Genomic DNA, 12444 nt, shown 5'->3' with positions numbered 1-12444 from the left:
CATTCGAAATCCTTTGTTTCTACAACAGCTGTGTTAACAGGCTTAATGATGAGGGATAAGGAGGTTGGGTTAAGCTCGCAAATTCCCCCTACAAAGGTTAAGCTTCGCGCCTTTGTATCACCCAATTGAGAACCCTAATGAATTTTGAATCCCTTGGATTAGACGCGCGCATTTTGAAAGCCTTGGAAGAGAAGGGCTACACTTCTCCAAGTCCAATTCAACAACAGGCCATTCCGGTGGTGTTGTCTGGTAAGGATTTGATGGCAGCGGCGCAAACGGGGACAGGTAAAACGGCGGGCTTTACCTTGCCGATGCTGCAAAATTTATTAGCGGGTCAAGGGGCGCGTAACAACCAAGTACGTGCTCTTGTGCTGACTCCCACCCGTGAGTTGGCTCAGCAAGTCGCGGATAACGTTTCGCTATACAGCAAGCACTTGCCGCTTAAAAGTGCGGTGGTGTACGGCGGTGTAAAGATTAATCCGCAGATGCAGAAGCTTCGTGGTGGCGCGGATGTGTTGGTGGCAACACCTGGGCGTTTGTTGGATTTGTTTCAGCAGAATGCGATTAAGTTAGACCGTTTGGAAATTCTGGTTTTGGATGAAGCTGACCGTATGTTGGATATGGGCTTTATTCATGATTTGAAAAAGATCGTGGCTCTGATTCCGAAAAAGCGTCAAACCTTGTTGTTCTCGGCAACCTTCTCGGATCCGATCAAAGAGCTCGCAGAGCGTTTTGTTAATGACCCAGAAGAAGTTTCAGTGTCACCAGCTAACACAAAAGCTGCAACGATCAGCCATACCGTTTTTGAAGTGGACAAGCCAAATAAGACTAAGCTTTTGATTCACCTTGTGAAACAAGAAGGCTGGCGTCAGGTTCTAGTGTTCTCGAAAACAAAACACGGCGCGAATCGCATCGCACGTATGTTGAATGCTAAAGACATCACCGCTGCGGCGATCCATGGAGACAAGAGCCAAAACGCTCGTACCAAAGCCTTGGCCGATTTCAAATCAGGCGCGGTGCAAGTGTTGGTGGCAACGGATATTGCAGCTCGTGGTATTGATATTAGCCAGCTGCCTTATGTGGTGAACTTTGACTTGCCAAAAGTGCCGGAAGACTACGTACACCGCATTGGCCGTACTGGTCGAGCAGGTGAAACAGGTCACGCGGTATCGTTTGTAACGGAAGAAGATATCAAAGAGTTGTTTGCTATTGAACGCGTGATTGGTGAATTGATTGAACGCCAAGTAAGCGCTGAATTCCCACCAAGCGCTCCTTTGCAGGCCTCAAAATTGGATACTCGTCCTATTAAGCCTAAGAAACCGAAAAAGCCTAAGAAGCCAAAGACGGATCAAACTCAACAGCCTGCAGCGTCAGCAAAAGAAGGCAGTGCGAAGCCGCGTTCAAACAAGCCTTCTCAGCGTAAGCCTAACCCACGTAATCGTAGTGAAGGCGGAGCAGAAGGACGTGATTCAAAACCTCGTCGCTCGGGTACTCGACCAAGCGCTAATGGTGGCAATTCAAACCAAGCTAAGCCGAAAAATCATCGTTCAGGGCAAGCAAATAAAGCAACTGAGAATCCCGCGAAACCAAGTCGTGCACCGCGTAAGCGTGTTCGCCCAAGTACGCCAAAGAGTGATGCCTAAGTATTTCTGAAGTGCTTTTAGAATCTATTTGGTAAGAATTGTTTACTAAATACGGAAACTTTAGAAACTAAAGTTCATAGTCCCGTTTTTACGACCTTAGTCGAATAGGGATGCTTACTGAAGCCGGATTAATATTGCGCGCGGTTACAAACCGTAACAATAATAAAATCCCTTCGAGAGGCTCCCTATGAACGCTGTTATCTTAATGGTAATGGGCTTAGTTGCTATGTTTTTGGGCTATGCATTTTATTCAAAATTCATAGCCGAAAAAATATTCAAGCTTGACCCTAACTTCCGCACACCTGCCCATGAATTTGAGGACGGTGTCGATTTCGTACCTACCAATAAATATGTCCTTTGGGGGCATCACTTTACTTCTGTTGCTGGTGCTGCGCCGATCATCGGTCCCGCTATTGCGGTGATTTGGGGCTGGGTACCAGCTTTTTTATGGGTGGTTTTTGGCACTATTTTCTTTGCCGGTGTTCATGATGCCGGTGCAATTTGGGCCAGTAACCGCAACAAAGCTAAGTCGATTGGTGCACTAACCGAAGATGTCATCGGTAAGCGAGCACGAAGCTTGTTCATGATCGTGATTTTCTTAGTGTTGTTGATGGTAAACGCTGTTTTTGCCACGGCAATCTCAAATCTTCTAGTGAAGTTTCCTAGCTCTGTTGTTCCCGTTTGGGGCGCTATTTTTGTCGCCTTGATCATTGGGCAATTGATTTTCCGCCGCATGATTGGGTTAGGTATGGTATCAGTTTTAGGCGTGGTGGCTTTGTACGCGTTGATTTGGGCTGGGCCATCTCTCCCTATTGTCATGCCAGACGCTATCCTTGGACTATCTGACAAAGCCAGCTGGATTGTGTTGCTGTTCATCTACGCTGCGATTGCATCACTTTTGCCTGTTTGGATGTTACTGCAACCTCGAGATTATATTAACGGTCTACAACTGTTTATCGGTTTGATTTTAATGTATGCCGCAGTCGTGATTTCTGGTCCTGAGTTAGTCGCGCCTGCGTTTAATATGGAAACCCCTGAAGGCACGCCGTCCTTAGTACCACTTTTGTTTGTGACGATTGCGTGTGGCGCGATTTCAGGTTTCCACGGTTTGGTCTCTTCTGGTACGACCTCTAAGCAGATTGAGAAAGAAACCGATATTCGTTTTGTTGGTTATTTTGGTGCGATTGGTGAGGGGTCTTTATCTCTTGCAACTATCATCGCCGTGACGGCTGGTTTTGCCACATTGGCTGATTGGCAAGCGGTTTACAGCTCATTTGGTCAAGGTGGCGTGGCGGCATTTGTAAGTGGTGGCGCGAATATTTTAACGAATGGTATTGGGTTGGATAACACCATTGCGCAAACCCTGTTAACGGTTATGGCAGTGTTGTTTGCTGGTACTACCATGGATACAGGTATTCGCCTTCAGCGCTATATTTTCCAAGAGTGGGGTGAAATCTATAACCTGAAGTGGCTACAAAAAGCTGCGCCAGCGACGCTGTTAGCTGTGGGTACTTGCATGTTGTTGGCCTTCGGCGCAGGTGCCGATGGTTCTGGCGGTATGTTGATTTGGCCTTTATTTGGTACCACTAACCAATTATTAGCAGGTCTAACGCTGATGGTGATCACTGTGATGTTGATTCGCCTTAAGCGTCCTTCGTATTACACCTTGATCCCATTGGTGTTCTTACTAGTTATGACCATTTTTGCATTGCTTATCCAGCTAAAAGGTTTCTATAACGACGAGAACTGGTTCTTATTTGGCCTTGATGGGGTAATCTTGGTGGCGGCGATTTGTATTGCTCTAGAAGCAGCGGCCACCATGGTTCGTGTTCGTAAAGAGAATGCTTAATCATGAAGATTAAATCTGTTCGTCAGTGGGCTGGTAAAGCCTCGCGTATGCTAGAAGAAGCTTACAACGCGCCATACCGCTCCGCGATTGCTCGGGCAAAGCGTGACGAAGACGACTTGTTTATGATGTTGGTGTTTTCTGAGTTGATGGGCGTGCCAAATCCGGCCGCCTATTACACGCTTGAATTACAACCCTTGTTGCTCGAACGTTTCCATGACTGGCATAAGCGTATGGGAATGGAGCATTCGCCGCTGGATCATTTTCGTTGTTGTTAATAAACCAAGTCATTGTAGGTTGAAGTCGATGTCGTGCATTACAGATAAGCGTTTAATTTTGGTGGGTGGTAAAGGAGGAGTGGGCAAAACCACCATTTCTGCTTCGCTGGCGTTATTGGCGTCTCGCCGGGGTAAACGTGTGTTAGTGGTGTCAACCGATCCAGCTCATAGCTTAGGCGATGCGTTTGATTGGGAGATTGGTGACCAAGGTGCCGCGGTGTGCGCGGGTGTTCATGCGCTAGAGATTGACCCTGACAAAGAGGTTATGGCGCATATCGAGCGTGTGACGAAAGATATGAAACGCTTCACACGCCCAGAAATGTACCCTGAGATTGAGCGTCAAATGCGTTTGACAGAGCAATCACCAGGTGCACAGGAAGCGGCCTTGTTAGAGCGTATATGCCGGCTTATTGAAGACGCTGAAGATCAATATGACTTAGTGATTTTCGATACTGCCCCCACAGGGCATACACTTCGTTTGTTAAGTCTCCCTGAGGCAATGGCGGCTTGGACTCAAGGTATGCTTAGCCAGCAGGCGAAGTCAGAAAAGCTCGCTGGTGTGTTGGACCATTTAACGGCAAAAGCGGGAAAAGACATTGCGAACCCAATGGCGGATCCGAGCAAACATGCAACCGACGGTATGGACAGCCGAACACAGGAAATCACAGAAACCTTACTTGAGCGTCAACGCTTGTTTCAACGTAGTCGCCGTCGTTTTCAAGACGCTGAAAACACAGGTTTGCTGTTCGTGTTAACGCCAGAAAAATTACCTATTCTAGAAACTGAACGTGCGGTGAAATCTCTTAAGGACGAAGCGTTACCGTTACACGGTTTGGTCGTTAATCGAGTATTGCCAGACAATGCAGATGGCGAGTTTTTAGCACAGCGTCGCGAGCAAGAAAAGCGTTACTTAAACGATATCGATCGTATTTTCGCTGACCAAGCACAGTTTAGAATGCCGTTAATGCCAACGGATATTCATGGTATCGGTGCTTTGCAACAAACGGCAGTGTTGTTGGATCAATCTGGCTTGTAGTTCAGAGTTTTTTTTCGTTAGAAATTTAAAAGGGCCATTTGAAACCTTGCTTGGAATCAAATTGCCCTTTTTTTAGCTCAGTGCTAACTGGCTTCTTTCAATGGATGATCTGCAGGGAGCATTTTATCAATCCAAATAGCCAGTTTGTGTTTCATTCCAGGCAAGTCTTCTTTATCCGGAGGCAGTGCGACCACCAGTTTATCGAGTACCAGTAAGCGGTATAAAGACTCCACTTTTTGATTGGCTGAGGTCTGTGCCGAAAATGCCGCATAGCCACGGTTCTTGGCGTAAGATTCACCTACTTGAATGGCTTTTTTTACGAGTTGCGCTTCATTCTTTAGTTTTTTCATAAGCACCTCCGCAATGATGACCTTTTCAGTCTAAAACAAACCTAAGGCGTATCACACTATTTAATCCGTTTAAAATGTATACACTACCGAAAACATGCCGGCCCAGAAGCTAGATTGCTCAACAATTGGACTGTCGCTAATGTTATCGCCTAAGGTGGTATGTTGAATGTTTGTAATGGTTTTCCAGTGATCAGAAATAGGGAAAATGTGTGTGATGCCCATTTGACCAATTACACCTCCATCACCTTCATAGGCTTGGTATCCAGACAGAGCAGACTCGCTAGCACTGATACCATGGTAATAGTTGACTAGGTCTTTTGATTGATAAGCTAAACCGAGGGAAGGGATGAACAATCCCACTTGCGTTTTATACGGTTTGGACGCTTTGATTTTCGCTTCGTAGCCATTGTGCTTGTCACTGATGTCCGCTGCCAAAGAGGAGGTAATATCAATAGATTGAAGCTTGGTTGACCAGCCTAGAGCTAATTCCGTGGCATCTTTGCGCTCATTTAGGCCAGTAAGTTGGCTATTCTCATCAATATCCAGTGGGGATCGTCTTAGCTTCACAAGAAGGCTGACTTTATCTTTGTCACTAATGGCGTGTTCTACACCTATACCTTGTGGGGATGCTCTAAACATGCCATAGGACAGATTGACGTAAGGAAAAGGGTCGCTGGCGTTATCTTCGCCTACGATATAAGACTTTGCCCAAATACCTGTAACACCGATGCTGGAGTTCAGCTCATCGGCATAGGTGCTTGAGGCGAATGGCAAAATGATTAATGGTACGTACTTGTAAGCTTTCATGTTTCATCCTCTGGTACATTGATAGGGCGAAGAAAACATGGTACGTCTTATCTGATTGGAAAAGGTGACAAAAATAAGGCGATTGAGGCCCACGGTAAATACCTGTGGGCCTATGAATGGAATAGCGGTTAAAGAGGTTTTTTGCCTCGAATCACATGAAGGACTGCCGAAATTATCATCAATGCTAAGAAGACAAAGAACAGTACTTTTGCAATTCCCATACTTGCCCCTGCAATCCCAGTGAAACCAAGAGCACCCGCCAATAACGCAACAATCAAAAATAGAAATGTCCAACCCAACATAATTCGTTCTCCTTAATCGCTAATTTTCTAAATGACGTAATCAGGATAGACAGGTAAGACATGCAATAAGCGCAAGAAACGTGCGATGAATTGGGAGTTATAGCCGAGAATGTAAAGATTATGTATGCGGACGAAGCTTTATAGAAAAAGGCGCTTCTTAAGTCAGCGCCTTGTCATGAGTACGCAGGAATGTGCTCAGTGTTGCTGTAATCGGTTAGCCCATTTGCCTTGATGACTTCTAAAGCATGCTTGCTCGTTATCGAGCAAGACGTGTTTATGTGGTGTGGCAAGGCGGATGTCTAGCTGTTTAAAGCGATTGGCAATATCCGATAAGAGTTTGTCTAGAGCGGAACTGTTGGCGAATCGTTCTTGAGCTTCGTCTGTCTCAAAGATAATGATGACTTTTAGGCTTTGCGGAAAGGTATTGTAATCCACGGTGTGCGTCAGCCACGCAAAGCCTATGTTTAGAGCCAATAGTTCATCGCAGAGCTTAGTCAGCGACTCTCGAATCAAGTTGTCTCTTTTCTTATCTGTTTTACGCATGTTGTGCCTATGCTATCGCAGGATCTAAGTCATCAGGTGTTTTGCTGTCGGCAATATACATTAGCCCCAGTGCTAGTAGCCCAAGTAAGCTAAAGCCCATGACAACGGGAATAAGCGTATTGTCGTACAACTGACCAATCAAAGTGCCTATGCCCATTGATAAGATAGAAGAAACTGAGCCAATGACCGCAGAAGCAATGCCTGCAACATGCCCCATAGGTTCCATGGCTAGGGCGTTAACGTTGCCAAACAATAAGCCAAAGCAAAAGAACAACACAGTTGCGTAGGTTAAGAACATCCATAATGTAACGTTAACGAATGAATGCAGTGCCCAGAAAATAAGGGAGGCAATGACCACTGTAGTGATGGCGCACAGTGCAATAGGACGCATCCCAAATGCTTCAACAATACGGGCATTTAATAACGAGGAAAAGCCAAGCACGAGTGCTAAGGCACCAAAGTACAAACTGAATAAGGCGCCAGTATTGAATTGCACTTGGAAAATTTGCTGTGAAGAGTTTAGGTAACCAATAAAGCTACCAAAGAACAGTCCCATACACAGCATATAGCAAAGTGTTTGGCGGTTACTCAGGACTTCTTTGAAGCCATTTTTAAACCCTGAGTAGGTGAACGGAATACGATCAGGTTTGGCTAGTGTTTCCTTCAGGCGTGTCGCAATCCATACGAGCAGAATGGCGGCATATAAAAAGTACATAATAAAAATGCTGTGCCAATCTGCGACAAACATGATGGCTTGACCTAATGTGGGTGCGATCGCAGGCACTAAGACAAATATCATCATGACAAATGACATGGTGCGAGCCATTTTTGCACCGCTGAATTGGTCACGTACTAAAGAGATGGCTGCGATGTAAGGACCGGAAACGCCCAAGCCCTGTATAAATCGACCAATCATTAGTTCTGATAAAGTTGGTGCAAAAAAACAAAACACCGTGCCAGCCAGATACAGAGCAAAGCCAGCAAAGAGTATCGGTTTTCGGCCTAGTGCATCAGACAAAGGGCCTGCAATGAGTTGGCCAATCGCCATGCCTAAAAATATTAAACTGATTAACAGTTGTGGCTGATTAGAGTCTGTCGCTTTTAAGTCTTGACCAATGAGGCCAAGTGCGGGAAGCAGGGCGTCAATTGAAATAGCGACAATCGACATCAACAGTGCAACCAACACAGTGAACTCTTTTGCTCCCATTTCTGAGCGTTGAGAAATTGAAGGCATGATCCATAGTCCTTAAAAGTGAATGCAAAACGAACTTTGAATTATAAGGCTTTATTATGAATTCTGTGTTGCTAAAAATGAGGACTAAATAGGAAAGCAAGGAACTAGAAACGGGGACTAAACGGTTCAACTGGTCTATGCTAAACCTGAAAGGCTAAACTTCGGTAGGAGTAGTTATGGCAGATGTCACTGAAGGCCAACGTAGCGAACATGAAAAAATACGCTTAGAGCATGAAGCGGCGAAGTTGTTTATGCGTTGTTATGAAGCAAACACCCGCAAGCCCATTCGCCATATTTGGCACAATCAACCCATGCGGCCGGATGTTTCTTGTACTTTAGAAGGTGAACGGTTGGATCTTGAGATAGCTCATCTGTATGGCTCCGAGGCCGAAGCGATGGCCATCCTAGGGCGGGAATTATCCGAGCAAACGCAAGCGGAGCTGCATTCTTTAGACTTAGAAGCCGATGAGCGCTTGTTAAAAGCATTGAATAGAATTCTTTTGAACAAAGCTGGTAAGCGCTATCAAACAGATAAAGTGTGGTTGGTGATTCGTAATACCCATCCTCAGTGGGGCAAAGACGAGATCAAGAAACTATTTGGTCATATTACAGTCCCCGACGACCATCCATTTGAAAAAATCTGGATGGTTGCAGACATGGAAGCAAAGACCGGAATAGTGCGTTTATATCCTTAAAACATTCCAAAGTGGTGCCGAGAATAAATCTGTACACCACTTTGGTGCAAAGCTAGGCGTGTTGTGAATTGAGCATGCTTGAAACGCTGATAATGTTATCGGCGATATCAATAATCCGTTTGTTTCCATCCATCGCTGCCTGACGGAGCTGTTTATAGGCGGCTTCTTCTGACACCCCTTGGCTGCTCATCAGAATACCTTTGGCCTTTTCGATAAGTTTCCTTTCATTGAGGGTTTGTTTGGCGAATGTAAGTTCTTCACTGACTTTTCGCAGATGCTCCGCTTGTTTTTGCACTAAATCATAAATGGATTGGGCAAGTTTTAAATTGACTCCATTACTCATGGTGATAGTTGTATCCGAGCTCTGTTTGTCCATGGCAGTAAGTGCAGACATTGGGGGAGCTTCATAATTTCCTAGGGATACCAAATGAGCTTGGTGATTTTTTAACTCATCACTGGCTTGCTTCACTTTGCTCTGACAAACATTGGACAACTCTTCTGTTAGAGTTTTTACGATTTCTTGCATACCATCAATACGCGATGTTGCGGCTTGGTACCAGACTTCGCCAATTGCTGTAGGCAGTGAATCACCGGTCTTGAAGCGGGCAATAAGTTGGCGCATGCGCTCCATCTCAAAAGCCGCTTCAGCACTTTCTAGTTGTCGCCATTGGGCTGCTGGGATGACGGAACTGAAGTTGTTAAAAGCATCAAAGCAGCCGAACTGAGCGTCCATCAATGCTTTGATTTGATCTTTCGTTGAGTTGGAAAATGAGCCTTTGGTGAAACCAATGACGCCCCAGGCTCTTTCTTGTCCAGCGTATTCCTTGCCTTGCACAAAGTTAAACAAAGCGATCAGCGCCTTGGTGATATCAGGGTCATTGGATACATCCGCCGCCTCAAAAATAACGGCTAGCAACCCTGCGATAAGGTGGTTAAAAAACTTCGTGTTGTCTGTGGCTGAGATGGCTTGATTGCTGACACTTTCTCGAACTTGGGGTAACTCATCCAAGGAATGCAGTACATAAGCGAGGCTGTGATATAGCCTAATAGTGGAGCTACCACAGCGTTTCAAATCTAGGGGCTTAAGGGTGGCGATAAATTGTTGCTGCGCGCGATCGATCGCTTCGATTTCTTCAATACGCTCTTTTTGCAGACGTTTACCTTGAGAGACTAGGTAGGAGTTGGATAGTCCTCTCTCTTTTTGAAGCTCATGAATGAAATCAGACACGCTGACCACTAAGCGGCAATTAGTAGCGAGTTGGTTCAGCGCGTTGATTTCTGATTGCTTGGCAGCGAGTAAAAAATCTTCGGTACTTGGAATGCTTTTCATATAGGGGGATGTAACTCTTAGTTTTTCTGGCAACTAAGTCCTAGCAAGCTTTATTCCAGTTCCTAATTTTCACCTATCAGCTTGGTCATGGATTTCGCTATAACATGATGTGCTGGCTTCACTGGTAGCATGTAAAGATGCCCTAGCATATTTTTCACATGCACGACGGTGGTCATAGTAACTTGAGTTTGATTATCTCCTAGCGGTGTTTGATAAAGAGATAAAACCACTTTTAAGTGTTCGTCTTCATCTCCTAAGAGCACTTCATTTTCGGACTGTTCTATTAAAGTAAAAATACCAACGCGATCTCCCGCGACATAGTCCTTGCTTGATTTGTTAGGCGAGATACTGGACAGCTTTCCTAGATCTTTAAGCCCAAACGGCGAGACCACTTTATTTCTCAGTACCATCAGGCTATCTACCCATTTTGGGGTCTTAGAAGCAACTCTCAAAAACTGCTCTAAGGGAGTCAGCATGGGTGCAGCGGCTCTAACTTCCCATGCGTCATAGAAGTCAGCACTTTCTAAAATGTGTTGGATTTTACTACTGCACGGAGGAGCTACTTTGGTTACGTCATTATTCATCAATCGTCCCCTTCCTTAGGAAACTTCTAGAGTGACTCAGTATTTTACTGAGAAGCTGGCAGAGCGAATAGTCGTGTTTTGATACTTTTTTGCCCGAAAAATAAACACTTCAAAACTTTGAGTTGTAATGATAGTGTAATAATTCGTTTTTAATTGAACGTTTAATAAACAAAAAGGGACAGTATGAATACGATAAAGAAAGCATTAGTTGCTGGTGGTCTATGTGTTGCGTCATATAGTGCCGTCGCCGCAGAAGTGAAAAACGTCATACTCATGATTGGGGATGGTATGGGGCCTCAGCAAGTTGGTATGCTGGAAACCTATGCTCAAAAAGCACCACACTCGATTTATCAAGGAAAGCCAACGGCATTGCATAGATTGGCACAAGATGGCGTCGTCGGCTCGTCATTGACTTATCCGACGGATGCGATTGTTGTCGACTCAGCCTGTTCTGCGACTCAGCTAGCGACAGGAGTATTGACCGGTTCTGAAGTCATTGGTATCGACGCAGACGGTAATGTCGTAGAAACCGTTTTAGAAAAAGCCAAACGTTTGGGTAAAGCGACAGGCCTAGTGTCTGATACGCGTTTAACACACGCTACTCCTGCTGCTTTTGCAGCCCATCAGCCACATCGTTCTTATGAAAATGAAATAGCCGTTGACATGCTGAACACAGGCCCAGATGTTATGCTGTCTGGAGGCTTACGCTATTGGATACCTGAATCTACTAATGAAAAGGGTGAAGTATATCAGCAGCTTACAGAGCTAACGGGTGGTGATGTTTACTTAAAATCAAAGCGTAAAGACGAGCGTAATTTATTGCTTGAAGCGCAAGAAAAGGGCTATGGCCTAGCATTTAATAAAGATCAACTTGAAGCGTCTGATTCGGGCAAACTACTTGGTTTATTTGCTTACTCAGGCATGATGGATGGCATTCGTTACAGCCAGTCAAAGTCTGACGAATCACGAACTCAGCCATCGTTGAAGGAAATGACTTTAAAGGCACTGTCCGTGCTAGAAAAGGATGAAGATGGATTCTTTTTGATGATCGAAGGTGGGCAGATCGACTGGGCCGCTCATTCAAATGATGCAGGCACTATGTTGCATGAACTGCTGAAGTTTGATGAAGCAATCCAAGTGGTATATGACTGGGCAAAAGATCGAGACGATACCATTGTCGTAGTCACAGCGGATCATGAAACGGGCTCATTTGGATTTAGTTACTCTTCTAACGATCTTCCGGCACCACAGAAAAAAGATGGCGTTGCGTTCCAAGCCGCGGATTATGCGCCAAAGTTCAATTTCGGGAGCTTTGATATCCTTGATGGTTTATACAACCAGAAGAAAAGCTATTACGACATCCTAGCGGAGTTCGAAGCGTTACCTGAATCAGAACATACGGCCGCTAACCTACAAAAAGTCGTCAATCAGAATTCTGAGTTTGATATCACGTTGGCACAAGCTGAGGAAGTGTTACAAGATAAGCCTAATCCTTATCATACGCATGACCATAGCTACTTAAGTGCTGAGACCATTCCTGCAATTCATGACTTTGATGCTTTCTTCCCATACAACGACCGAGGTAATTTATTGGGTCGTGTACAGGCGACAGCACAAAATACAGTGTGGGGAACGGGGACTCATACGAGTACGCCAGTGAATGTATTTGCTTGGGGACCAGCTGCACAGATTTTGCCAGTGTCTTCTATACAGCATCATTCAAAAATTGGCCAATTCTTGATGGACGCTGTTCAATAACAGTAGGTCAGATCAGGGCCTGACATTCGTTTTATCAG

13 protein-coding genes are annotated in these 12444 nt (G+C 45.1%); 6 read left to right on the top strand and 7 right to left on the bottom strand.

Going from position 1 to position 12444, the window contains the following annotated elements; genetic code table 11:
- Positions 1–137: 137 nt before the first annotated feature.
- The 4 genes from C8D85_RS04295 to C8D85_RS04280 all read left to right on the top strand — a co-directional run bounded on the left by C8D85_RS04295 (position 138) and on the right by C8D85_RS04280 (position 4803).
- Positions 138–1643, top strand: a complete 1506-nt coding sequence (locus C8D85_RS04295; RefSeq protein ID WP_133560112.1) for a DEAD/DEAH box helicase — start codon at positions 138–140, stop codon at positions 1641–1643.
- A 187-nt stretch (positions 1644–1830) separates the two neighbouring features.
- Positions 1831–3492 carry a carbon starvation CstA family protein gene (locus tag C8D85_RS04290; RefSeq protein WP_133560111.1) on the top strand — a complete coding sequence of 554 codons (1662 nt, stop codon included), beginning with the start codon at positions 1831–1833 and terminating at the stop codon, positions 3490–3492.
- A gap of 2 nt (positions 3493–3494) precedes the next feature.
- Positions 3495–3767: a cory-CC-star protein gene (locus C8D85_RS04285; RefSeq protein ID WP_133560110.1), complete on the top strand. Its 273-nt coding sequence runs from the start codon at positions 3495–3497 to the stop codon at positions 3765–3767.
- A gap of 28 nt (positions 3768–3795) precedes the next feature.
- The gene (locus C8D85_RS04280; RefSeq protein ID WP_133560109.1) at positions 3796–4803 is read left to right on the top strand and encodes an ArsA family ATPase; all 1008 of its coding nucleotides are present in this window, start codon (positions 3796–3798) and stop codon (positions 4801–4803) included.
- A gap of 83 nt (positions 4804–4886) precedes the next feature.
- Here the strand turns inward: C8D85_RS04280 and C8D85_RS04275 are convergent, their stop codons facing one another.
- From C8D85_RS04275 to C8D85_RS04255, 5 genes are all read right to left on the bottom strand, one after another.
- Entirely contained in the window at positions 4887–5153 is a 267-nt protein-coding gene (locus C8D85_RS04275) for a DUF5062 family protein (RefSeq protein WP_133560108.1), read from the bottom strand.
- A gap of 69 nt (positions 5154–5222) precedes the next feature.
- Positions 5223–5960, bottom strand: coding sequence for a MipA/OmpV family protein (locus C8D85_RS04270; protein WP_133560107.1), 738 nt, complete (start codon positions 5958–5960; stop codon positions 5223–5225).
- 128 nt (positions 5961–6088) lie between these two features.
- Positions 6089–6262, bottom strand: coding sequence for a DUF1328 domain-containing protein (locus tag C8D85_RS04265; protein WP_133560106.1), 174 nt, complete (start codon positions 6260–6262; stop codon positions 6089–6091).
- 195 nt (positions 6263–6457) lie between these two features.
- Positions 6458–6805, bottom strand: a complete 348-nt coding sequence (locus C8D85_RS04260) for a Fis family transcriptional regulator (protein WP_133560105.1) — start codon at positions 6803–6805, stop codon at positions 6458–6460.
- A gap of 7 nt (positions 6806–6812) precedes the next feature.
- Entirely contained in the window at positions 6813–8039 is a 1227-nt protein-coding gene (locus C8D85_RS04255) for a multidrug effflux MFS transporter (protein ID WP_133560104.1), read from the bottom strand.
- Between the two features lie 176 nt (positions 8040–8215).
- Between C8D85_RS04255 and C8D85_RS04250 the strand changes: the two genes are divergently transcribed.
- Entirely contained in the window at positions 8216–8734 is a 519-nt protein-coding gene (locus C8D85_RS04250) for a hypothetical protein (protein WP_133560103.1), read from the top strand.
- A gap of 52 nt (positions 8735–8786) precedes the next feature.
- Here C8D85_RS04250 and C8D85_RS04245 read toward each other — a convergent pair whose 3' ends face one another.
- Together C8D85_RS04245 and C8D85_RS04240 are read right to left on the bottom strand one after the other, a co-directional pair.
- Positions 8787–10064: a nitrate regulatory protein gene (locus tag C8D85_RS04245; protein WP_133560102.1), complete on the bottom strand. Its 1278-nt coding sequence runs from the start codon at positions 10062–10064 to the stop codon at positions 8787–8789.
- 62 nt (positions 10065–10126) lie between these two features.
- On the bottom strand, positions 10127–10648 hold the full coding sequence (locus C8D85_RS04240) for a DUF2867 domain-containing protein (protein WP_133560101.1): 522 nt from the start codon (positions 10646–10648) through the stop codon (positions 10127–10129).
- A 183-nt stretch (positions 10649–10831) separates the two neighbouring features.
- On the opposite strand from C8D85_RS04240, the gene C8D85_RS04235 reads away from it, so the two are divergent.
- On the top strand, positions 10832–12406 hold the full coding sequence (locus C8D85_RS04235) for an alkaline phosphatase (RefSeq protein ID WP_133560100.1): 1575 nt from the start codon (positions 10832–10834) through the stop codon (positions 12404–12406).
- The last annotated feature ends 38 nt before the right edge of the window (positions 12407–12444 follow it).

This window comes from Marinomonas communis (assembly GCF_004363305.1).
GTDB classification, from domain to species: domain Bacteria; phylum Pseudomonadota; class Gammaproteobacteria; order Pseudomonadales; family Marinomonadaceae; genus Marinomonas; species Marinomonas communis.
This window is presented reverse-complemented; position numbering and strand designations above follow the sequence as displayed.

What these genes read in the sequence shown, in the direction of transcription:
- C8D85_RS04285 (WP_133560110.1), top strand. Translation starts at nt 3,495, where the DNA reads ATGAAGATTAAATCTGTTCGTCAGTGGGCTGGTAAAGCCTCGCGTATG.
- C8D85_RS04250 (WP_133560103.1), top strand. Translation starts at nt 8,216, where the DNA reads ATGGCAGATGTCACTGAAGGCCAACGTAGCGAACATGAAAAAATACGC.
- C8D85_RS04275 (WP_133560108.1), bottom strand. Translation starts at nt 5,153, where the DNA reads ATGAAAAAACTAAAGAATGAAGCGCAACTCGTAAAAAAAGCCATTCAA.
- C8D85_RS04235 (WP_133560100.1), top strand. Translation starts at nt 10,832, where the DNA reads ATGAATACGATAAAGAAAGCATTAGTTGCTGGTGGTCTATGTGTTGCG.
- C8D85_RS04265 (WP_133560106.1), bottom strand. Translation starts at nt 6,262, where the DNA reads ATGTTGGGTTGGACATTTCTATTTTTGATTGTTGCGTTATTGGCGGGT.
- C8D85_RS04245 (WP_133560102.1), bottom strand. Translation starts at nt 10,064, where the DNA reads ATGAAAAGCATTCCAAGTACCGAAGATTTTTTACTCGCTGCCAAGCAA.
- C8D85_RS04290 (WP_133560111.1), top strand. Translation starts at nt 1,831, where the DNA reads ATGAACGCTGTTATCTTAATGGTAATGGGCTTAGTTGCTATGTTTTTG.
- C8D85_RS04240 (WP_133560101.1), bottom strand. Translation starts at nt 10,648, where the DNA reads ATGAATAATGACGTAACCAAAGTAGCTCCTCCGTGCAGTAGTAAAATC.
- C8D85_RS04295 (WP_133560112.1), top strand. Translation starts at nt 138, where the DNA reads ATGAATTTTGAATCCCTTGGATTAGACGCGCGCATTTTGAAAGCCTTG.
- C8D85_RS04260 (WP_133560105.1), bottom strand. Translation starts at nt 6,805, where the DNA reads ATGCGTAAAACAGATAAGAAAAGAGACAACTTGATTCGAGAGTCGCTG.
- C8D85_RS04255 (WP_133560104.1), bottom strand. Translation starts at nt 8,039, where the DNA reads ATGCCTTCAATTTCTCAACGCTCAGAAATGGGAGCAAAAGAGTTCACT.
- C8D85_RS04280 (WP_133560109.1), top strand. Translation starts at nt 3,796, where the DNA reads ATGTCGTGCATTACAGATAAGCGTTTAATTTTGGTGGGTGGTAAAGGA.
- C8D85_RS04270 (WP_133560107.1), bottom strand. Translation starts at nt 5,960, where the DNA reads ATGAAAGCTTACAAGTACGTACCATTAATCATTTTGCCATTCGCCTCA.